The 22,353-nt window shown below is 70.3% G+C and carries 14 protein-coding genes; 2 read left to right on the top strand and 12 right to left on the bottom strand.

Annotated features, from left to right (window positions below; genetic code table 11):
- Positions 1–224 precede the first annotated feature (224 nt).
- Genes ACIBEC_RS21745 through ACIBEC_RS21730 form a run of 4 tightly spaced genes read right to left on the bottom strand, consistent with a single transcriptional unit; the run spans position 225 to position 4,423 of the window.
- Positions 225–1,328, bottom strand: a complete 1,104-nt coding sequence (locus ACIBEC_RS21745; RefSeq protein WP_396288430.1) for a UDP-N-acetylmuramate dehydrogenase — start codon at positions 1,326–1,328, stop codon at positions 225–227.
- Between the two features lie 16 nt (positions 1,329–1,344).
- Positions 1,345–2,382 (bottom strand): serine hydrolase domain-containing protein, encoded by a 1,038-nt coding sequence (locus ACIBEC_RS21740; RefSeq protein ID WP_396288428.1) that lies wholly within the window; start codon positions 2,380–2,382, stop codon positions 1,345–1,347.
- Positions 2,382–3,692, bottom strand: coding sequence for a UDP-N-acetylglucosamine 1-carboxyvinyltransferase (locus ACIBEC_RS21735; RefSeq protein ID WP_396288426.1), 1,311 nt, complete (start codon positions 3,690–3,692; stop codon positions 2,382–2,384). Before ACIBEC_RS21735 ends, ACIBEC_RS21740 begins: the two co-directional genes overlap by 1 nt.
- Before the next feature lie 5 nt (positions 3,693–3,697).
- Positions 3,698–4,423 carry a hypothetical protein gene (locus tag ACIBEC_RS21730; protein WP_396288424.1) on the bottom strand — a complete coding sequence of 242 codons (726 nt, stop codon included), beginning with the start codon at positions 4,421–4,423 and terminating at the stop codon, positions 3,698–3,700.
- A gap of 240 nt (positions 4,424–4,663) precedes the next feature.
- On the opposite strand from ACIBEC_RS21730, the gene ACIBEC_RS21725 reads away from it, so the two are divergent.
- Positions 4,664–6,022, top strand: a complete 1,359-nt coding sequence (locus ACIBEC_RS21725) for a helix-turn-helix domain-containing protein (RefSeq protein WP_396288423.1) — start codon at positions 4,664–4,666, stop codon at positions 6,020–6,022.
- Between the two features lie 136 nt (positions 6,023–6,158).
- Here ACIBEC_RS21725 and ACIBEC_RS21720 read toward each other — a convergent pair whose 3' ends face one another.
- From ACIBEC_RS21720 to ACIBEC_RS21685, 8 genes are all read right to left on the bottom strand, one after another.
- A complete protein-coding gene (locus ACIBEC_RS21720; protein ID WP_396288421.1) occupies positions 6,159–6,992 on the bottom strand; it encodes an SDR family oxidoreductase in 834 nt (277 codons plus the stop codon).
- Positions 6,993–7,067: 75 nt separating this feature from the next.
- Positions 7,068–7,799, bottom strand: a complete 732-nt coding sequence (locus ACIBEC_RS21715) for a phosphotransferase family protein (RefSeq protein WP_396288420.1) — start codon at positions 7,797–7,799, stop codon at positions 7,068–7,070.
- A gap of 611 nt (positions 7,800–8,410) precedes the next feature.
- Positions 8,411–9,991 (bottom strand): hypothetical protein, encoded by a 1,581-nt coding sequence (locus ACIBEC_RS21710; protein ID WP_396288419.1) that lies wholly within the window; start codon positions 9,989–9,991, stop codon positions 8,411–8,413.
- Complete coding sequence (locus tag ACIBEC_RS21705; RefSeq protein ID WP_396288417.1) at positions 9,988–11,049, bottom strand: bifunctional DNA primase/polymerase; 1,062 nt, start codon at positions 11,047–11,049, stop codon at positions 9,988–9,990. Before ACIBEC_RS21705 ends, ACIBEC_RS21710 begins: the two co-directional genes overlap by 4 nt.
- Positions 11,046–12,131 (bottom strand): hypothetical protein, encoded by a 1,086-nt coding sequence (locus ACIBEC_RS21700; protein WP_396288415.1) that lies wholly within the window; start codon positions 12,129–12,131, stop codon positions 11,046–11,048. Before ACIBEC_RS21700 ends, ACIBEC_RS21705 begins: the two co-directional genes overlap by 4 nt.
- Before the next feature lie 1,699 nt (positions 12,132–13,830).
- The gene (locus tag ACIBEC_RS21695) at positions 13,831–14,214 is read right to left on the bottom strand and encodes a hypothetical protein (protein ID WP_396288413.1); all 384 of its coding nucleotides are present in this window, start codon (positions 14,212–14,214) and stop codon (positions 13,831–13,833) included.
- Between the two features lie 454 nt (positions 14,215–14,668).
- The gene (locus ACIBEC_RS21690; RefSeq protein ID WP_396288411.1) at positions 14,669–15,736 is read right to left on the bottom strand and encodes a hypothetical protein; all 1,068 of its coding nucleotides are present in this window, start codon (positions 15,734–15,736) and stop codon (positions 14,669–14,671) included.
- Positions 15,733–16,581, bottom strand: coding sequence for a ParA family protein (locus ACIBEC_RS21685; protein WP_396288409.1), 849 nt, complete (start codon positions 16,579–16,581; stop codon positions 15,733–15,735). Before ACIBEC_RS21685 ends, ACIBEC_RS21690 begins: the two co-directional genes overlap by 4 nt.
- 1,941 nt (positions 16,582–18,522) lie before the next feature.
- On the opposite strand from ACIBEC_RS21685, the gene ACIBEC_RS21680 reads away from it, so the two are divergent.
- Positions 18,523–22,239: a hypothetical protein gene (locus ACIBEC_RS21680; RefSeq protein ID WP_396288407.1), complete on the top strand. Its 3,717-nt coding sequence runs from the start codon at positions 18,523–18,525 to the stop codon at positions 22,237–22,239.
- The last annotated feature ends 114 nt before the right edge of the window (positions 22,240–22,353 follow it).

The raw sequence follows: 22,353 nt of genomic DNA, 5'->3' as shown, positions 1-22,353 counted from the left end.
GGGACAACTGGACGAAGAACACGGCACCCTTCGACAGCCGCCTCGACCGCTACCCAGGGCGCCAGCTCTCCTGGAAGCCTTCCGTCTGTGGTGACGCCCGGCCCCACAGGCACGGCGACGAATCCAACACCTCCGCCGCTCGGCATCCGAACCGCGTTCCTGGCAGGCGAGGGCTCAAGAGCGGCGCGAGAGTCGTGGTTGAGGTCGGGCCAGCGCGGGCGGGCTCACGCCAACGCAAAGGCGTCCGCCCCGGCGGCGCCTCCTCGGTGGGAGGGTCCGGCCGGGCCGTCGGACGATCCTGCACTTGGGCCCGACCGAACAGGCTCCGGACGAAGTCGGATGCCGTACGCCTCGAAGACGGCGGCGGTGAGTTGCCGGAGAGCCAAGGTGAAGGCAGTTGCTGTGGCACCTTCTCGCGCGGTCAGCGTCAGGGTTCGGGCGGTGGAGCAGTACACCCCCGGCCCGATGCGGCCCCCGGGACGGTAGTCACACCGCTCCAGCAGCCACCCGGCGCTTGCGCGCAAGGATCCGCTCTGGTCGCGGTGGACCGGGCCGCCGGCGCAGCGTACGGCTGCTGCCTGGACGGGAGTGATGACCGGGTTGAGGAAGACAGACCCTGCCTGCCGGGCATCAGGGCCGGAATCCGGCAGGACGAGACCGCGCTGCTCCCGGTCGGTGATCACAGCTTGGGCGGCCTCGGCGAGCGGTGGCCGGGACCCCAGTCCTACGGCCAAGGCGTCGGCGAGGTGCTGGTAGGCGACCGGGGCCGCAGATGAACTGCGGGTGAGACACACGGTGATGTCGAGGATCGTCCACCGTCCGGGCTGGGACTTGAAAGCGCTGGCGCGGTAGCCGAAGCCGCAATCCGCGGCTTGGAGTTCGACGATGCGTTCGAGGTGCCAGTCGAAGGCGGTGACGCGGGTGAGGGTGTCAGATATCTGCTGTCCGTAGGCACCGGTGTTCTGCACCGGGGCGGCACCGGTCGTGCCGGGAATGCCGCCGAGGTACTCGATCCCCGAGAGCCGCTGGTCGACGGCGAACGCGACGAGCGCGGAGAGCGCTTCTCCCCCCTGCGCGACGACCTCCACGAGGTCGTCGCCGAGCGGGCGTACGGTCGTCCCGCGGGTGGCCATGCGAATCACGGTCCCGGGGTATCCCGCGTCTTCGGCCAGGGTGTTGCTGCCGCCGCCGAGTACGAACGGCGCCGTGCCTTCACCCGCCACAGAACGGGCGACGTCGGTCCAGGTGGCAGGGTCGGTGTGGGTGAGGAACTGGTGGGCGGGTCCGCCCAGGCGAAGGGTGGTGTGGTCGGCCAGCAGCTCACCCATGGGGTTCCTCCGTGTGTCAGGTGGCGGAGATCGTCTTGAGTGCGAGTTCGCGCAGCGGGGCGATCTTGGTGCGGGCGTTGCCGCCGTAGATGGCGTTGGTGCAGATCACGAGGTAGCGGCCGGTCTCCGGGGCGAGGTAGAGGCTGGTGCCGGTGAAGCCGTGGTGGTACGCGACGCGTCCGCCGGCGGCGAGGATCCAGGACAGCCCGCGGTCCAGACCCGGTTCGATCGGCACCTGGGGGATGAGGCTGGCGTGCAGCCAGTCGCGCAAGCCGTGCTCGTCGCCGTCCGCGTGCGCGACCAGGAGCCGGTGGGCGTACAGGGCGAGGTCGGCGGGGGTGGAGAAGACCCCGGCGTGGCCGGCGATGCCGCCGAGCAGGCTGGCATTGTCGTCGTGCGGGGCGCCCCAGATGCGCGGGGCGCCGGGGATGCGCTGCTCGGTCGGTGCGACCTGCGGGGTGCGGGCGAGTGGCCCGTACACCGTGGCGTCCATGCCGAGCGTCTTCCACAGGGACGTGCCGAGCTGGTCGAGGGGGCGGCCGTGGATGTGGGCGAGGGCCAGGCCGAGGAGGATGTAGCCGCGGTTGATGTATCGGTGCTGGCCGGGGGCGTCTTCCAGGGGTTCGCGGCACAGGAGTTCGTGCAGCGGAAGGTCGGCGCCGCGGTAGTGGTCGAGGCGGGTGGAGGCACGAAGCCCGGAGGTGTGGGAGATCAGCTGGCGAACGGTTGCCTCGCCGCTGGGGGTCTCGCTGTTCACCGGGGGCAGGAAGTCGCGGATCGGGGCGTCGAGGTCGAGCAGCCCGTCATCCAGGGCCTGGCCGATCAGGGGCCAGGTGGCGACGACCTTGGTCAGCGAGGCGATGTCGTAGAGCGTGTCCTGCTCGGGTTCGCGCTCACCGCACTCGGGGGCGATCTTGCCGGCCATGAGGAACTGGGGGTTGGCGCCGGTGGTGCCGTAGGCGAGGACACCGCCGGGGGTTGCACCGTCAGCGACGACCTGGTCGAAGGTGTCCCGGAGGCGGGTGGTGTCATCGGCGGTGAACGGGACGGGCATCAGCGGCCTCCGGGGATGGTGGTGATCTCGGCTCCCAGCGTGGCCAAGTTGGGCAGCAGGTGGCCGTAGCCGCGCCGGAGATGGAACATCCCTCGGATCGTAGAGGTGCCGTCGGCGGCGAGTGCCGCGATCAGGAGGGCGGTCACCGCACGGATGTCCGCGGCCTCCGCCTCGGTGCCGCGCAGCCGTACGGGCCCGCGGACGCGGATCGTCGAGCCGTCGGCCGTGATGTCGGCGCCGAAGCCGCGCAGCCCCGGCACGTGGGTGTCGCGGCGGGGGTAGACCCGCTCGTCGATCACCGAGCTGCCGCCGGCCTGGGTGAGCATCGCGGCCAGCTGCGGGGCGGTGTCGGTCGGCAGAGCCGGGTGCGGGCCGGTCGCCGTCTCGACGGGGCGTAGCGCCTCGCAGAGGCGGGCCTGCATGCCGCCGCTCGGGTCGTTGATCATCGTGATGCCGGCGTCGGCGAGGGCCCGGGCGAGACCGGCGGGGAAGTCAGTGACGGTGATGTTGTCGAGGTGGACGCTGCCGCCGGTTGCTGCGGCGGCCATGACCATGGTGGCGGCCTCGATCCGGTCGCCCGCCACCGCGAAGGTGCCGCCGGCGATCCAGTCGCTGCCGGACACATGCAGTCCCTCCTCGTCGAGGTGGACGAGGACGCCCCTTTCCGCGAGGAAGCGGGCGGTCTCGCTGACTTCCGGCTCGATGGACGGGTGGGTGATCAGGCTGGTTCCGTGGGCTCGGGAGGCCAGCAGCAGCGCGGACACCGTCGCTCCCAGGCTCGGTCCGTACGGGGTGCTCACATCCACGGTGAACGCCCGCACTCTGCGGGCATCACACCGGGCGCGGATGCCGGTGGCGTCTGTGACGACCTCGGCGCCGGCGGCCTGCATGGCCGCGATGTGCCGGTCGATGAGCCTCGGGCAGAACGCGTCGCCGCCTGGATAGGGGAAGGTGACCTGCCCAGTCCGGGCCAGCACCGCCGCGGCGAGCACGGCGGTCGTACGGACCCGGCGGCCGAGCTCAGGATGGATGGCCGGGCAGATGACGCCCGCCGGAGACACCGTGAAGCAACCGTCGTCGTAGCCGGCCCGGGCTCCGGTATGGCACAGGATCTGCGCGCACACGCCGCTGTCGGTGATGTTCGGCGCGCCCGTCAGGGCGACCGGGACGTCGGCCAGGAGGGCGGCGGCGTAGAGGTGAAGGGCGATGTTCTTGCTGCCCTGCACCGGTATCCGGCCGGAGAGCGGGTGTCCGCCGGTGATCCGCACGAGGGCGGTGTCCATGGCGTCGTGGGCGGGGGCGGTGGTCACCGCGGTCACCGGACCCGGGAGCCGGCGGGCAGGAAGCCGCCGATGTGGTCGCGGGGGTAGACCACCGTGCCCGGCCCGATCAGGGTGCCCGGCGACAGGACGGTCCCGGCCGGCAGGGCGACCTCGTCGCCGATGACGGCGCCGAACTTCGTCTGGCCGGTGGGGAGGCGACGTCCGTCGAGGTTGACGGTTATTTCCTGGATCGCCGGCTCCGGGACGGGGCCGCAGTCGCACCGCAGTCCGGTGGTGGAGCAGAACGAGCCGATATTGACCCTCCGGCCGATCACGGAGTCCCCGATGAAGCTGGGGTGCTTCATGAAGACGTGCCCGGCCAACAAGCTGCGGGTGATCTCCGCGCCGAACCCGATCCGGCAGCCGGGGCCGATCACACTGTGGTCGCGGACCATCGCGCCGGCCGCCACGACGGCGCCGGTGCAGATCAGGACCGGACCGATCACCTGGGCGCCCGCCTCGATCCGGGCCCCGGCCTGGACGATCACCTCGCCCTGCACCATGGCGCCGTCCTCGACGACACCCTCTCCATCGCGCAGGTGCTCACCCCCGTGGGCGAGGTCGGCGGACATCGCGGCCTTGATGTCGAAGACGCTCGAGCAGCGGCCCAGCAGGGCGGCAACGTACGGGCCGAGACCCTCGGGCCGTACGTAGTAGGCGGGAGTGAGGCGGACATCGGTGATCGGCGCCGTGCGCGGGACTGGATTCACGGACTGCATCAGAACCTCCCCGAGTTGGGGGCGGCCCGTGGTTGCGGACCGCTCGCCCTTGAAGGTCGTCGGGAACGGGCAGCCAGCGGGAGGGGCGCTGTCCTGGCCTGCAAAGCCGTTTGCATCTCATGCAAACGGCCTGTTGGCCGCACTGTCCTAGGACTACGGTTGAAGCGGCGCAGCCTCGGCTATCGGCGGGAACGAGGTACTGATGCGGTCAGCGAAGCATGAGCGACCCTTGGGGCCGGTGTGAGGCCCGGGGAACTGATACGCCAGACCCGGCAGGCCAAGGACCTCACGCTCGCCGAGCTGGGCAAGCTGACCGGGTACTCCGGGGCTCAGGTTTCCCGGTACGAGCGGGGCATCTCACCGCTGACCGACATCGACGTGCTGCGGCGATTCGCCGACGCCCTCGAACTCCCGCGCCCGGCGTTCGGCCTTGCTCCGCCCGCACCTCGCCCGGAGATACGACACGGTCAGCCGATCGGGGCATCTGCGGCCTTCCCCCGGATGCCCACCCATAGGCTGGGCAGTCCAGGACAGGAGGACGGTGAAGATCCTTTGCGGCGAAGGAAGTTGATCGCGGGCTTGGCTGCCACGGCCGCGGCAGCCGCCGGCTCCCCCCTCCTCGGGAACGGAACAGCCCAGGCAAGCGAGGCCCTGCTCGGAGAGCTGCTCGTCGCCCGTCTGCGTGATGCCATGCTCGGCCTCGGGCAGGCCCCCGTAATGCCGCCGGCCGAGACACTCGCGACGGACTTCACCCGCGCCCTCGCCGACTTCGACGCCTGCCGCTACGCCAGCCTCTCGGTGCGCCTGCCCCGCCTCATCCGCTCCGGACATGCGCTCACCGCCAGCGCCCGTGAGGCTGGAGACTACGTGCTCCTGGCCAAGAGCTACCTGCTGGCGACCCGCATGCTCGTCAAGTTGGACGAGCAGCAGCTCGGCTGGATGGCCGCCGACCGTGCCCGCCAACTCGCCGAAGCAGGCAGCGCACCCCTCGCCGTGGCCGAGTCTGCCCGGCAATTGGCCGTGCTCGCTCGAAAAGCTGGATGGCATCAAGAAGCCCTGTCGATCGCCCTGACCGCCGCCGACCACCCGGACCTGCGCAGCGCCGGACGCGCGGGAACGGCCCTACGAGGGCTTCTCGTCCAGAGCGCGTCCTACACCCTGGCCAGGCGGGGCGACCGGGACGGGATGCGAGAGCTCACGGACGAGGCCGCCGCGATCGCTACGGAACTAGGCGGCCGCACCATGCTTCGCGACCACGGCGGGGGCTTCAGCCCCCTCACCGTGCAGCTTCACCGAATCAGCGCCGAAAACCATGCGGGTGATCCTCTGGCCGCGCTTGATGCTGCCCGCATGATCTCTCTGAAGGCGCTGCCCAGCGTCGAACGCCGCTCTCGCGCCCTCGGCGACATCGCCGTCACCTACGACCGCCTCGGCCGCCGCAGCGACTGCGTCCGAACCCTCCTGGCGGCGGAACGATGCGCTCCTGAGGAGACCCATGCCCGCCCAGCGACGAAATCGCTGATCACCAGCCTGCTGGTCTCCGGGCCCACCTCGACCGAGCTACGCGGCCTCGCCGAGCGCAGCGGCGTTCTCGCCTGAGAAGTGCCGTGGTCGAGGTGCGAAGGTCCTCACCCACTGCGGATGGCCGAAGGCCGAAACCGATGCGCCGGTCAGCCCGGAGGGAGCGACCGTCCATCACGATCGGCTCCGGCCCGCTGGCCCTGCGCAGTCGGAGTCAGCGGTCGGGGCTTTGGTGCCGGAGGAATTCCCGGGCTCCGCGAAGGCGGACGGCCAGGGACTTCTGGGTGACGCGGCTGTCGAGGTGGACACAAAGTCCGCCGGGGAGGCCGCTGTCGGCGCGACGCCCGGTCGGCAACAGCGATGCGTCAAGGCCATCCCGCTGCGCAATGAGGGTGCCGAGTTCGTGGCGGGTGACGGCGTCCGGGCCGGCGAGGTGAAAGACGCCGGCCGCATCGGACAAGGTGAGCTCCCACAGTGCGGCGGCCAGGTCGCCGACGTGGACTGGGCATCGGACATCGTCCGTGAACAGGGCCCCGTCCCGCGTGCCGGCGGCCAGGGCGTGCACCATGCGTTCGTGCTCGGACCGGCCATGACCGATGATCAGAGAGGTCCGGGCGACGACGGCGCCCGCGCTCAGGAGCCGCACGGCCGTTTCAGCCGCAGCCTTCGCGGCCCCGTACGGTGTTACTGGATCGGGTAGAAACGTCTCGTCGTACAGGTCTACGCGGCCGGAGAACACGGCGTCGCTCGACACGTGGACCAACTTGATGCCCCGTTGCCCGGCGACGTGGGCCAGGCGCATCCCTCCCTCGGCCGTGACCGCCCACTCCGCTCCGCCGCTGCTCGCGTTGATGACCGCCGTTGGGCTGACGGCATCCAGGACCTCCTGGAGGTTCGCCGAGTTGCGCAGATCGAGGCGGTGCCACGCGCCGCCGCCCTCGCCGGGGTGCGAGTGGAAGGTGGCGGCCGTCTCCACGCCCGCTGAACGTCCCTGGCGGGCCAGCTCAACGCCCAGGAACCCGCTGCCGCCCACAATCAGTACCGTCATGCCCCCACGCTAGGAGTGCACGGTGCGTCCTGAGGCGCAACCGTCTGAAGTGGGTAGTCAGCCGTCCAACCTCTGTCAGCCCAGGGCTGTGTCGAAGGTCTTGCGGTTGGCCGATGTGTAGGCGTGCTCTTGCTCGGACCACCGGATGCGCCCGGCGATCGTGGAGTCGTCGGCGACGCGCGGGAACGGGCCCGCGAGGTGACTGTGCCACCACCTGGCGTTGCGGGCCTGGCGGTCGAGCGCGGCATCGACGAGGCGGGAGCGGGAGGCGGAGTCGAGTCCGTACGCGTCGGCGAGGACGCGCACCTGTGCGGCTTGGACGGTGGCGGGCGGAGCGCTGGGTTTGGAGGAGATGCACCAGGTCCACGCCATGTAGCCGAGGTCTTCGAGGGGATCGCCGGGGGCGGCTGTGTCGAAGTCGATGAAGGCGGTCGGGATGTCGTCGGTGAAGACCGTGTTGTTCGGCCCCGGGTCGTGGTGGCAGACCACGGGATGCCGACCGGTCAGGCGACTGCCTCGGGTGGCGTCGTGGAAGGAGCGGAGCAGGGAGCCGGCCGCGGCCACCTGGGGGTCGGTCCAGCGCTGGAATCGGGCGGGCACCCAGCCGGGGAGGTAACTGAGGATTTCGCGGCCGCCTGCGTCGAACCCGAGGTGGCGGGGGGCGCCGGTGAAGCCCTCACGCTGGAGGTCACCGAGCAGTTCGGCGACGAACGATGACGACGCGGTGGCCGGCCGCCGGACGGTGCGGCCGACCCTGACCACGCCAAGGGTGATCCGTCCGCCGGACAATGGGACTTCGTTCTCCATGGCTTCATCCTGGCCTCGTTCGTGCACCGGACGCTCAGCCGACTCTGCACGCGTAGGCCATCGGTCAAGATCAGCGGCAAACGGACAAGGTCCAGTGTCCCGTGACACGCGCGCCGCATCGGTGACGCAGCCGGATGACGCTGCACGGTTCTCACCCAGAATGGTGTTGACCTCTGCTTCTACGCCCGGGGGCCGGTCGGCGGACGCTGATGACGCTCGGGCGCGCCATGTCTCTACTTCCTCCCTCCCTCTTTCGTTCAGAGAGATGGGGTGGGAGAGCGTCACAGCGTCATGGGGTTGCTGGTCGGAGGTGAACGTCCCAGGTCGTAGCCGGTGCGGGCCGGGTGCAGGGTGCGTCATGGGCAGCGTCAGCACGGCGTCATCTCTGCACGGGCGAGGCCGTCCGCCGACGCCTGGTCGGCCGTCGACGCGGGACCGGCCCGGCTCGCGGCCGTCGGGGTCGGTAGGCGGTGGCAGCCCAGGGGGCGCCTTCGGTCTGTGCGGGCCGCTCTCCCGGGGGTCCGGGACGTGCTGAAGGCCCGCGCGTCGAGGATGGCGGCGGGTTCGGTGACGGTATGGGGGCTGGTTCGCGACCGGGCGGGAGCCTGGGGTCAGGCCGGCGGTCCGGAGTCCGGACGAAGGGTGATGAGGAAGCCTCGGGTGGCGCTGGTGCGGGGCAACTTGCGGATGTCGATGCCGCGTTGACGCAGCGCCGGTGCGAGGGAGGTGAGGCGGGCGGAGAGCAGGGCGGTGCTCTTGGGCCAGGTGTCCGGGATGGGCCCGGGCGGCCGCAGAACCTCGTCGATCTGGCCGGTGGTAGCCCGCCACTCGGTGCTGCCGGTGGCGGACCAGCGAGTGAGGGCGGTGGCGACCGGGTCGGCGTCGATGACGTCGTCGGTCACTGCGTCCTGGGAGCCGGTGTAGGTGTTCAGGGTGTCCCAGCCGGTGACCTGGTCCAGAGCCCACAGCAGCTCGGCCCAGTCGGCCATCCGCGGCTTCTGGTCGAGTTGGTCGGCGGCGTCGGGCAGCTTCGCCCACACTGCGGCCGCCAGGTCGAGCAGGCCGCCGAGGATGCGGCCGTGGGCGGCGCGGTAGCTGCGCCACAGGTCGTGCTCGCTGCGCCGGGCCTTGGGGTCGATGGCTTCCAGGGTGAAGGGCAGCAGGCGTTCGGCGAGGTCGGGCTGGAGGGCGCCGACGTCGATGCCGGTCAGCAGGACGGGGCGCTGGTAGGCCCAGGAGGTGACGTCGTCGTCGGTGTACACCTCCCGCTTGGCGACCGAGGCGCCGGTGACCGCCCGGCACAGGAAGTCCGACAGCCACTGGGGGATGCCGGCGAGGTTGTCCAGGCCCATGGTCCACCCGGCCGAGGCGGCCACCGCGCCGTCGTCCTCACTGCGGGGGACGTTGCGGACCTCGGCGCGGATCCCGTCGAGTACGCGCAGCAGTTGCCGGGCGGAGGTGGTCTTGGCGGTGCCGCGCTCCCCGTTGAAGTAGGCGATGGGGCGCGGCATGTCGGGTCGCAGCCCGGCCAGCAGCCACGCGACCGCCATCCGCCAGGACGGCTCAGCCAGCGCGGACAGCTCGCGCAGCAGCCCAAGGCCTTCCTGCCAGCCGCCCGGATCGCGTTCGGGCAGCGGGAGTTCGCCGGTCAGCCGGGTGCGCCGCCACAGCGGGCCCTCGCCGACGGGCGGAGTGGTCACCGACCAGGTGCCCGGCTCGATGAGCACGCTGCGCCCGTCGGAGCGGCCCAGGTCGAGCCAGGTCGCCTGGTCGTCAGCCGGGTCGGGGGCGATCCGCAGGCAGACCGGCTGTTCCTCGGCGTCCAGGGCGAGGGCGTCCATGGAGGCGATCGCGTCGGTCAGGCAGCCCTGGGACGGGGATCGTCCGGTGCGCAGGACGTAGGCCCGGTTGAGGAGTTGGCGCAGGGAGCCGGTGCCGCCGAAGCCGCCCTTGGCGCGCAGCGGGCGGGCGATGGGCGGCCCGTCGACGGGGACGGCGTACGCGGTCTGATCGTGGCGCACCAGGTGGTACTGGTCCATGCCCAGGTGCAGCAGGATGTCGGCCTGCGACAGCTTCGGCTCCCGCTCGGCGGGCCGGGGCTCCCGGGGCCCGCCCTCGCCGGCCGGTTCGGACGGTTGGGGTTCTCGGGCTGGGGAGGGCAGCGCGGCACGGGAGGCGAGGGGGTGGTTCATGACCGTGCTCCCGGGCTCGGGACGGTGCGCGGAGAGCGCATGCCCGCCTGAAGTGCGCGGCGGAGGGTGGACTGGGCTTTGGCCTCGCCGGGGTCGATCCCGGCCTGCTCGGCGGCGTCGGTGAGCGCCTGGTGGACCTGGTCGTGCTCCAGCAGCCCGGCCCTGACCAGCTGACCGAGCCTGAACCCGGAGAGGTTGAGCTGGTCGTTGCGGCCGGCGCGGGCCGATGCCACCGCCTCGAGCTCGCCGCGCAGCGCCGCGGCAGCATACGCGGCGTCATCCCGGGGGCCGCGCTCCCGGGCGGGGCGGGGAAGCCGGAGGCGGCGGGGCGGCCCGGCAGCCGGGTCGCGGTGTCGCATTCCGACGCGGTCCAGCTCCAGCGCGACCCACCGCGGCAGCCGTACCGGGCTGTCCTGGTGACCGGCGATCCGGTAGCGGCCGGCCGCTGTGACGGTGCCGGGAGCGACCGCGGTGGACCAGCCGGCCCGTACGTCGACCTGCCAGCCGAGCCGCCCCGCGCCCTGCACGTACCGGCTCGCGTCCCCGGCGCGGTACCACAGGTGGATCCCGCCGGACGGGGTCTGCACGGTCAGCGTCGCCGGGGCCTCCAGCAAGCTGCCCGCCCGCCGCACCCGGCACAGCAGCTCCAGCACATCCACCCCGGTCCGCACCCGGTCCAGCTCCGTGTCCGGGTGCTGCGTCAGGTCGACGCCCGGCAGCAACAGCGCCTGCTCCGGCGGCGGACGGTCGTGGTCGTCGAGGTCGAGCACCACCAGGCCCGAGGCCCCCGTGGCCACGCCGACGCCGAAGTCCCGGCCGCTCCACCAGCGGTGGATCAGCTCCCGTTCCCGCGTTGCCGCACGCACCCCGTGGCAGTACCGCCCGGCCTCACGGCACGCACACCCGTCCGCATCGGGGAAACCGCACGCCGGGCGCGCCCCGGCCGGCGGCCGGCACCGACGACAGTTGCCCGCCGGACGCTTCGACCCCGGCAACAGCGGATGCACCCACCACCCCCGCTCAGCGCACCGCAGGGCCAACTCCAGTCCCCCGCTCACGCCGCGCTCACCGCCTCCCGGCACCCGCCCGAAGCCGGCTGCGGCACGCGGACCCCGTCGTCGAGGGGACGCGCAGCCAGAGCAGCAAGCCGACTGCGCCAGCCACCGTCATCCTCGGACGCCGGCGTCCGATCCGCGCCACGGACCTGACCAAGCCGCTGAGCGAGAAGGAACTCCGCGCAACGCTGCCGCGCCTGCTCGGCAGCCCCACGGGCCTGCAGCTCACCGCTGCGCCGCGCCTGCTCGATGGCGAAGACCCGGTCCGCCTCCGCCCGGGCCTCCTCCGTGTCCAGCAAAGAGGCCATCGCTGCGGCCCGCTCTTCCCGCAGCAGCTGCTCAGCCAAGGTCCGAGCCTCCCAGGCCACCGCGGCCTCGGGCATCCCCTCGCGCCGCAACCGCTCGCTTTCCCGGGCCACTTCGCGCTCCAGCCGGACCCGGCACGCGGCCAGCCGACCCGCCACCAAGCGCAGGTCCTCGACTGGTCCGCTCGCCGCGGCCGCCACCTGCGCCGCCTGCTCAACAGCCTCACGGGCCGTGCGGTTCTGCGAGCACACCAGGCACAGACCAGCCGCCTCCGGCACCCCGCACTCCTCGCACGCCCGCGCCGCCAACCTCGCCTCCGCCTCAGTGAGTTCCTGGCGCTGCTGCGCCCAGGCCACCTCGCGGCGCGCCCGCTCCGCCACGGCATGCTCGCGCCGGACGGCGTCCCGCGCGGCCCGCAGAGCGACCTCCCGGCTCAACCGCCGCCCCACCTCAGCCTGAGCCTCGGCCGGCGCCAGGCCGGGGAGCTCAGCGGCGACGGCCCGAACGACCTGATGCCGCAGCGCCCGCCGGTCCCCGATCAGCAATTCACAGCTCGGGCACACCAGCCCGGTGTCCATTCGCACCTGGTCGTCGCACGCCGTCGCGTAGCACTCCGCCCGCTGCGGCAGACCCCGCGACAACAGCCAGCCGACCGGCTCCCGCACGGGCTCACCGTGCTGAGCCGTCAGCCGCCGCTCCAGCCGCTCGGCCAGCACCACCGGCGCCTGCTCCGAGCCCACGATCCCGGCTAGCCGCCGCAACTCGGCCTTGAGCGCCACCCGCACCCGGGTCCGCCCCCCGGCATGCCCGATCCGGGCCCACTCCAGCCGCACCGGATCCAGAACCCGCTCCAGCCCCCGCGGCAACGACCACCGCAACCGGACCGGCTTCGCGACGACCGGCCCAGGAGCCGTCTGCCCAACACCCCCTCGATCCGACTGCTGTTCCCCGCGAAGCGGGCCACCCTGCCCACCCGCCTCTTCGACCACGCCGATCCACCTCGCCCCGGATTCGGTCTCACGCTCGTGCGCGCGGTCCGGCAACGTTGAGGACCCCGATGCGGCTTCGCCGGAAAAGCCAGATGAAGCAGCACCAGAACCACTTTGGGTAACCACCGGTGGGTGGTCAGCGTGGAGGTCTGCAGAAGCCGACGGGTCGGAAAGCTCGCGAGGACCTCTACTGACCTGGGCATTTACCGAATCCCTGGCCGACTGATCCCCGGATGCACAAGGGGAGGCGGAGGAGGTGGCCGACAGGATGTCTTCCAGGCTCTCTTGAGCCCACCCATCGCCGGCCAACACCATCTCGTCCCCGAGAGATTCAGTCCCTGCGCACCGTGGGCACGGCCCACTCTGCTGCGCCGGCTCATCCGCCAACACGGAAGAACGGCTAGCAGACTCCGTTGGCGACACCTTGCGCAGCCGCGCATACGCGGCTGCGACGGCTGGCACCCGAAGGCGACCGCCAGCGCGCTCCTCCCCCTCCAACTGGAGGTCCCCGGCGGCCACCAAGCGGTCGACTGCAGCTGCTGCGACATCGACCTCGCAACCCATCAGGCGAGCCACCGTCACATCGGCTCGCCTGATTCCCTGAGCTACCCGACCTGGGGCCATCCGTACCCGACCGTCGGCTCGGGCCTCCAGGCACAGCAGCACCATGGCCAGACGGTCCGTCGCTGCTCCTCTTTCGCGCCGCGACGCCATGAACCCAGCCGAGGTCGCGGGCTTGTCCTTCGGTGCCCATCCCGGGCATGTCACGGCCTCGCAGAACCGCAACAGTGTCGCCAGCTCCCGCTTGGTCAGCGTCCCGAGCGGCGCCCCACCAGCAGCAGCGCGCGCTTCCCGCAGCGGGAGAAGCTCAAAGCGCAGCGCGACGGTCCGCCCCTCCGCAGACCGCTTGGGCGCGCACAGGATGGAACCCGACTTCTTCGCGTCGGGCACCAACGTGTGCCCAACGTGCGAGACCGAGCATCCCAGCCAGCCACCAACGTCACGAGCCGTCATATCAACGACGGCAGACATCAAGGGAGCTTTCGCCAACAGGACGACGGCGGTCAGCTTGACGAGGGGGCTTTGCCCAGCCAGGCGGGAGTCGTGAAGCAGCTCCCGAACTGCGGAGGCAAGAGCCGTACGCATCCCTAGAGAGAGCAGAAGAGGCTCATTGGTCTGCCGCTCATCAGCAAGGTTGTCGAGCGAGTGTTGGGCCGGGGCGCGCCGCGTCGTTTCGGCATTGGGCACGACTGAACCAGCCCTCGGACGGGTAGCTATGATCTGCTCCTGTCGAGGAGGTAGGAGAACAACGGCCATCGCGGACCGGCGCTGCCTGGGGAGGTAGAGGAGCCGATCACGTGACGGTGTGGAGTTTGGAATTTGAGTAGTGCCTAACCTCCTCGACAGATTTGGCCCGGGTCCTGCACCCGGGCCATTCGCATCAGGGGGTAAGTCCGTACGTCCCCTGAGTGCAAGTCATAAGCCGCTGCTAGCGGGCAGAGCCGGCGACCTCGTTGGCCGGCCGCTTCGATGGAAGTTCCGTGAACCAGAGGCCCAGCGGTGCGTAGTAGAAGGGCTCCGAAGCGAGTTTGAAGAGGGCGGAGCAGTAGGGCCCCGGGCCCGTGACCAGTTCACATCCGGTTTGGTGTACGAACAGGCCGGTGTCTGGTTGGACTTCGTCCGGCAGGGCAGCCCGCGCAGTCTCGATCGTTATTGACTCCCAGACCCGTAGCCCCTGGTCCTTGTTGGCCGGCCGACGTTCTTCCGGCCAGACGAGGCGCTTCAACGCGCCGTAGAGCCGGACCAGGACGATGTCCGACTCGACGATGTGGTGGGCGTCGATCACGCCCTCGTCAGCCGCGTCTCGCGCCACCTTGGGCAGTACATGGGCCTCTTGTGCCAGGGCTCTGAGTGACCATCCGCCCGGGGCAGTCCTCATCAATCCATCCTCACTTTCCGTTAGCGGCATCCTACCCCGTGATCGCCAGCATTTTGGTAATGACAGAACCACCGGGTGTCGCATCGTCGTACTTTCTCGCGGCTTGATGCTCCATCAAAAAGCCCGAAACTAGGGGCAAATCACCCCAAGCGGCCGTCGCGGTCGCGGTAGTGACAGGAGCAGAGAGGGATGCCGGTGAGCGTGACAGTGCCACGGTGCGAAGTTCCGCCCTTGGGCGAGTCGGGTGGGCCCTGCGACGGTAGGCGCGCAACGTCGTGTGTATGGGTGCGTGCTGGGGTGCGTGCGTGGAAGTGGGTGAATATGTGAATCAACATGGAAATGAAGGGCCCGGCCGATGTGGCCGAGCCCTTCAACTACACGCTGATCTCTACCGGACTGAGGGGAATGGGCCTTCCTCGTCCACCTCGTCAAGGAAGCGGTCGACGGCTGCTGAGACGACGTCGAGGATGATTCCTCCGCTCCCGGCACCCCGTTGGCCACGCATCGTGCGCTTGAGTCCTTTGAGGAACTCGGACATGTCCGGGGAAACACCGGCTTGAATGCTCACGCCCGGCGGGTGCTCGCCTGACCACCTCTCGATCAGCCACTCGTTGGCGAGCGACGCGAGCTCTTCAGGGCTCAGCTCGCTGATCTTTCGCAGGGCCGCATCGAGATAGTGGCCGGGCATGAGGTTGCGCTTCGAGCTTGCTGCGTCGTCGTCAGCCTTGTCCAGGAGCCGGGCCTTGGTCTCGCCCTCGATTCGGCCAGACCAAGTCACCCAGTTTCGTTCGGTGCGGTGCTTGATGAACGACTGAAGGACGGTCGCTTGAACGGGGCCTGGGCTGCCTGCCTTCTTTCGCCTCGGCCTTAGAGTCGGCTCCGCCGAGGCAGCGGAAAACCCTGGCCCGTCATTGCGGCGTGGCCGTGCGGCCGGCCCACTGGGACGAGTGCCCTCTTCTGTGGAGATCGTCTCTGGAGCGGCCGACGCGGGCGCCTCGACGATGGGCGGGTCGGTTCCCTTCTCCTGTTCGGCCAGCTGCTCCTCTGGCGGATCTTCCGCCTCTGCCCCAGCAGCCTGATTGGGAAGAGACACCGCGTTCGAGGCGTGATCTGGAGGCAAGGTGCGGGTGGCTTCTACTGCCACCCGCTCCCCCGCAGGAGGTTCGTCGATTTTGACAGCCCGCAGATCCCGAGCGGGGTCCTCGTCTGAGGGGGCCGGCGGTTCGGGTGCTCGCGGAAGCGAGGCGGTCGACTCGGAGTTGCCACGGCGTTCAGATTCGGCTGCGTCGTCGCCAAGGAAGCCACCCTCGGTGGCATCGTTGCCTACGTGCTCGATGGCGGTGAAATCGAAAGATCGGGATTTCCCTCTCCTCCGCTTCGGGCTCGCTCCAGCCTCGGCCGGCCGCTTCCCTGTGCCTTCCTGTGCCTCCACCTGGTCATCAGGAACGGTGCTCACGTCGTCGAGCCCTTCATACGAGCGAGGATCTCGACGGTGAGGTCCTCGTACCAGCCGCTTGCCGCATAGCTCGGCTCATCAATCACGATGGGTCGGCTGATTCCATACGAAGCAGAGATTTGGGGGCTCGTTCGGATCTGCTTGCTGAAGGGCGCGAGCTCGTGCTTCTGGAGGTACGTGTCGACAGCGTCAGCCTCATCGGTTCGCTTGGAAGGCGGCTGTGCTTCGTTGATCACCGTGCCGAGGAAGACAGGCTGACACTTTCCCTCGGTCCTCTCGGGGACCTTCGCAACGTTGTTCCGCACCACGCGGGCTCCATCGGCGGTTGCGAGGCGCGGGTTGCACACGGCGATGACGAAGTCGCCGGCGGCAAGAGCTACCGAGGACAAAGCGTCCGCGGACGGTGGGGTGTCGACGAGGATGAAGTCGAACTCGTCCTCCACCGTCACGAGCAGATCTCTCAGACTGGAGATGGCCTCCCAGCCGCGCTTTGCTACCTCGGTTCGGGCACGGTCGGTGACGTTCATGACCGATCCGATGACGCTCAGAGTCCCAGGCTTCTCGAACTCCTTGAGGAGGACGCTTCGGTCGACCATGCGGCTGTGCAGTGGCGGCATCGCTCCGAGGTCGTCGGAGTCGAGGGCGTCGATGTAGTCGATCAGCGCGCTGCCGATGTCCTGCGGCTTGCGGGCGAACGCGCCAAGGGAGACGCCGAGCTGGCCCTGGAGTTCGAGGTCGATCATGCCGACGCGAGCTCCACCGCTGGCGAGACTTGCACCGATATTCGCGGTTGTCGTGGTTTTACCCACTCCACCCTTTTGGCTGGCGAGGATGATGACCTTCATGGGTGCCTTCCTCCCTCTCCCCTACCTCGCCCTGGTTGCTCGCTGTCCTGGGGCACTGTCGACGTCTGTTGGGGGTTGGGACTGTCAGATTCACTGCGACGGTCGCAAGATTAACAGCCGGGGAGTCGCATCCCTTGCAGTACCGGGTCAAACAGCGTGTCGACGGTACTCGTTCGACTGAGGCATCGAATCTGTCAGTCTCGAACTCCCTTCCCGGTGACGCGTTATAGCGCGTTTTGCGCGATATGTGTCCAGTCTTGGTTGCCTCGAGTGCCGGCGCCGCTGCCAGCGCTGCGTCTCCGCGTGCGGGCCTAGGGCGTCAAGTGGAGGTGCGAGGCCGCGGGCCGGGACGCATCAACGCAGGACGGCATGACCGCGGTAGGGCCCGCGTGAGCTGGCATCAGTGCGATGGGACGGCTGCCCGGAAGCGCGGCTCGGCGTGCGTTGGGTCGACCGGGCCGGGGCGACCGGGGGCGCACATGGTTGTGCAGGGGACGCCGCTCGTGCGTGTTCAGGCGCGGCAGCGAGTGAGTTCGTCAGCGTGGTCCTGCGCGGGGCTTGAGGTAGCGGATGTAGGGCTTGCGTCTGACCGTGGCGGTTGCCGCCTGGGGGTGACTGCTCATGACGGGACGAGCGTCCAAGGGTGGGTGCGCCAGCAGATCGCAGTGAAGGCGCGTAGCAGGCGGAGTTCGGGCGCGCGTCGGCTCGTGCGCGGTACCGGAATGAGGCGTTGACGAAAGCCCGCAAAGAAGAAGGCGTCTGCGAGAGTGCGCCAGCGCTTCTGACTGTGGGGGGCGCGTGGCCGCAGTACGGCCGTAAGCGCGCGCGAGTCGACCTAAGCACGGGCGTCAGGGCGTTCGATAGGGGGTGCGGATTGAAGTAGGCGGTGGAGACCGAACGCACAAGCGTAAGCAGCGAAGGACGTTCGCAAGATCGGAAGCAAGCGCGCAGCAAAGAAAGTACGCCCGGAGAGGTGTATGAGACGTAGAGCTGTGGTGACGGCGAGCGAGAGAGTGCCCGAGGGTGGGTAGAGCCAAATGGACGTGAGGGCCAAAGAGGGAGCGTCCGAAGAAGAGAGCGGACGGATGGGTGAACGAGCGCTTGCAAGCGTGGTTGCAGGAAGTGACGCAAAACAGAAAGTAGAGGTGGAAGTGCGTATGGGTCAGCGTAAAGACGTGAGAGGCGAAGCAAGAACGAGGTTAAGCAAGTAAGTAGAGAGAGTCGAGTGAGCTGGAGCAAGCGTATATGGAAGCGAGGAAGGGAGTTCGAAGACAAGAGGGAGTGAAGGATCGAGAGTAAGGGTGAGCGCGATTACGCCCGTGTGCACGTGTGCGTGCGTGGAAGTGTGTGAATTAGTGAATCTCGGCTCTTTGAGGGATGGTGATCTTCTTGCGCTTCCTCGCGGCGACTCCAGTGCCTGCTTCTCGAGCTGAGACATTTTGGGCGCGCTGGCAGTAAAATCGCAGGTCAAAAGCGTCAGTGAGAGTGTACGCGTGTGTGCGTGCGTGGAAGTGTGTGAATACGTGAACAGCTCAGTGGCAGCTCCTGCTCTTCACCGTATGCAGTGACGGCGATGCGCTCGGCAGGCGGCCGGCGAGGGCGTCCAGGGTACGGCGGGCCTGCTCGGAGACAGGGGATGTGCTGCTGCCGACGGGGACGGCGGAGGACTGGACATCGTGGGGCTCCAGGGTGGGCGTCGGAAGCCCCGGGCGCGCGTGGGGAAGCCCGCTGCCGAGGCGGGCGCATCCCCGCACACGCGGGTAACAGCGGGAGGCCTACATCTCTCCGTTGGCATGGTAGATCGCCGCCCCACGCCACCGGGCGAGAAGTCCACGACCCGCCGCGTCCTGTTGATCAGTACGCCGAAACCGGCGCGTAGGCGTCGTGTTGGCTGTCAGGCTGAGCCCTCGAGTCACCGGAGACGTACGGACGGAACGCACCATGGCACGCAGTCCTCTCACCGCCGCTCAGCAGCGACGGGTGCAGTGGAAGACCATCGACCGGGCGCTGGCCGCCTTCTCCACCGATTCGCTTGCGGTGCTGCTCCAGGCTGCGCTGGCGTCTCCGGGCTGCTCCCGCCTCCACGACCATCTTCTGCTGCTGTGGACCCGCACCCTGCGAACGCCCGCGCGCACCGGTGCGGCTGCGACCGCGGCGGTCCTGCCGGGGCTGGTCGAGGCCGCCGGGCGGGCGGCGCCCGGGCGGGGAGTGGTGACCGACCGGGTTCCCAGCGACGTTCGGGGCCAGGTCCGGTTCGCCATGCCGGCGGGGGATCGGTTGCTGGTCCATCCTGGCCAGCTCGCGCACCCTCTTCTGGTTCTGCGCAGTCTGCAGCTGACCGCGATGGCCGTCGATGAACCGGCGCGCGCAGCGGTGGGGTTCGGCCTGAGCGACGTTATCGAGCTCGCGCTGCGCCTGAGTGATCACGCTCTCTCTGCGGTGTCCCCGGCGTGGCCGGCTGCTGCGTCGGACGAGGACCCGCGGGTCGTGTGCGCGCTCACCGAAGGTGAGGCTGGCGCCGCCTGTTTGCTGGCCGGGACGGACCTGGACGCGGTCACCGCCGTGTGCGGGCAGCCGGCAAACGCCGCGCGGGCGCTGGACTGGCTGACCGAACCGATCGAGGCGCTTCCGCTGCGCTACGACCCGCAGGCGCCGCTGCTCGGGCCGGTCCTGGCGGTCACCGCGCACGGCCGGCGGGTAGCGGTGCCGGCCTGCGCGGCGATCGATGCCCTCGCCCCGGCCGCCGGCCGCCTGCTGGCGGCTGTTCCCGCCTCGGCATTGGAGGCCGCCGAGGAGCGGTTGCAGGACCTCGTCGTATCCCGCACCGCGCAGCTGCTGGGCATGGAAGAAGTCCCGGCCCGGCCCGGCCGGGTGTGCGTGCTGTCCGCACCGGCCGACCGCTACGACATCGCAATCGTCAGTGCACTGACCGAGGGCACCTTGCCGGGCCGGATCGAGGAAGCTCGGGCCGTCCTTGCTGAGTTGGCTACGGGGCGGGGCCGGTTGGTCGTCTACGGCGGTCCGCGGCTCCTGGGCCCGGAGCTGATCGAGGACACCCTCTATCTGCACACCGAGGAACTCGCCGAGACCCTCGCCGATGCCGAAGGCGACCTGTCCGTGCTGGCCCTGTTCGTCCTGGAGCTCACCGAACACCCTGGCGTGCACGGCGTCTTCTACCGCGACGTGCTGGACGCGTGGACGGCCTGGCGGCACGAGGCGACGCTGCTGCCGCCGGGCCCGTACCGCGACGAGGTCGCCGCCGTCTCGCCGGCCGAACACGACGTGTCCTGGGGCCGGGCCGCGGCGTGGGCGGCCACCGACGAGGTGCTGGCCGCCGCCGACCTGCCCGAATCGCTCCACTGGCGCTTCGCCCGCCTCATCAAGCCCGACCTGGACGCCGCGGGCACGCACGCCGACCTCGTCCACCCCACCTCAACCGGTCAGATGATCGTGCACGTCTCCACGCTCCCACCGCTCGTGGTCCTCGCCACCGTCCGCCCCGGCACGGACACCTTCCTCGACCCGAGCGCGATGACCGGCCTGGCGGACGCCCTGCGCACCACCCTGGTCACCTGCCCGACGGTCGCCGACCACGCCACCCTCCCCGACGGCGCCCCCATTGTCATCGAGCTGACCGCAAGCGCCGAGCCCCACCAGCACCCGGCAACGGCCGGCGAGAGCACCGAACCGGACGGTGCCCCGGAAGCGGGGGAGCCGCTGCTGTTGCACGTCGGCGCCGATCCGGACCGCGCCCGCATCGGCCTGGACATCGACCCGCCGCTGCTGGCCGCGTTCACCGGCGACGGCCGCCACGGACACCACATCGTCGGCCAAGTGATGCACCACCTGCTCGGCCAGATCCGCCGGGCCCGCGGCGCCGGCCCGGGCACCGACGAGGAGGCCTACCTGACGGACTGGGACGCAGCCCACCCGGTCCTGCGCCTGAGCGGCGCCGCCAATTCCTGGCCCGCCACCGCCCCCGCCTACACCCTCCCGCGCTCGCCCCACCTGCACGCCCGCGCCCTGCGCACCGCGGCCGCGGCCATCCGCCGCGCCGGGATCCCGGCCGGCACGTGGAGCGGCGCCCAGGCCTACGCCCGGGGCGGTCCCGCAGAGCAACTGCTCCACGCGCTGGAGGATCAGCTCGCCGAGCAGATCCGCGCACACCAACCCGGCCTGGTCGACGAGTTGGCCCGCCACCTGAACGCCGCTTGGTCCAACCGCACGCGCGGCGAGGCCGAGGCCGCGGCGAACCTGACGGCGCCGTGGGCGGTGAACTGGATCGAGGAGGCAGGTCGGCGCCAGAGCGACGGCGCCAACGCAACGTCCGCACTGCAACTCCTCCTCCAACAGGCGATCACCACCCCGCCCGCCGGCGACCAGCCCGTCGACACGATCGCGGTCGCCGAGCTCGTCGCCCTGGCCGAGCTCGTACGCCACTGCGGCACAACTGCGGTCGCCGCCGCCCGCCGCCTGCACGACCTCGAACTGCAGATCCACCCCAGCGGCGTCTTCACCCTCACCGACACCCCCGACCTGGCCGACAGCGAGCGGACGGACGCCGAACTCGCCGCCCACCTCGGCTTCGACGCCCACGCCTACCAAAGCGCCCGCCAGCAGCACCGCGTCACCCGGGCCTCAGTTGCGGATCCCGAACCTCTCCACGCCGCCACCGTCCTGGCCGGCCCAGGCATCCGCACGGCGACGGAGTATGCCCCGGCGGACCTGCCGCCGCGCAGCCACCTCGCCCAAGCCGACCGGCTGCTGCACCAGCACTGGAACTGCGGCCTGGCCGCCCTGGGCGCCGTGCTGGCCACCGCCGCCGACTGGCCCACCGGCCCGCAAGGCACTACCGCCGTCACGGCCGAAAACCTCGTACGGGAAGCCGGCGCCTGGTCGAGCCTGCCCGAGGAGGAGCTGAGCGCCGCCACCGAGCGGCTGACCCTGCACCCGGGCAACGCGGCCTCCGCCGGGGCGCATCCCTACACCGAGGTCGAGCGGCGCACCCGCCCCATGACCCACCCCCTGATCGCCGCCGGGGACCGGCTGCTCGTCCTTCCCTGGCTCGTCCACGCCGCCCAAGAGCTCTACGCCGGCTACATCGACGAAGGACGACTGCCCCGTCCGGATGTTCCCGATCCCGTCGGGAAGGCCCTGCTCCGCCACCGTCAGCAGCTCGACGAACTCCTGGAGAGCGACCTCAAGGAGATCGCCCAGCAGGCAGGGCTGCCCCACCGCTTCCGCCTGCTGGAGAAGACCGCCGCATCCCTCGGCATCCCCGGTCTGACCGGGGAAGTCGACCTGCTGATCGCCGACCCGGACCGCGGGAGGCTATGGGTCATCGAGGCCAAGAACCCGGTATCCGCCGTGGCACCGCACGCCGTCCTCCAGCACATCCAGCGCTTCACGACCCGCTACCGCGACAAGCTCCTGGCCAAGACGGCCACCATCGCCGCCTTCCCCGCACAAGCCGCGGCGGCCTGCCGGGCCGCTCCCGAGCAGCCCTGGCAGGTGCTGCCGTTGATGGTGACCCGCGCTGTGGAGCCCGCCGCGTTCGTCACCGACTCCCGCGTCCCCTACACCACGGCCGACAACCTCGCCCACGTCCTCACCACGCCGGCCGACCCCGCCCCGGGCTGGATCCCGCGCCAGGACTGAACCGGCCCTGCCGGGGCATGCCCCGGCCACAGGGCACGTACGGGTCCGCGCGGCGAAGAGGCCGCCGAGGCCGGTGCGGCGCAGGTACGCGACCGACTCGAAGCGGCTGGGCGG

The sequence above is a fragment of the Kitasatospora sp. NPDC051164 genome, assembly GCF_044455625.1.
GTDB lineage: Bacteria > Actinomycetota > Actinomycetes > Streptomycetales > Streptomycetaceae > Kitasatospora.
The sequence above is the reverse complement of the archived record's forward strand: the minus strand, read 5'-3'. Positions and strand labels throughout refer to the sequence as shown.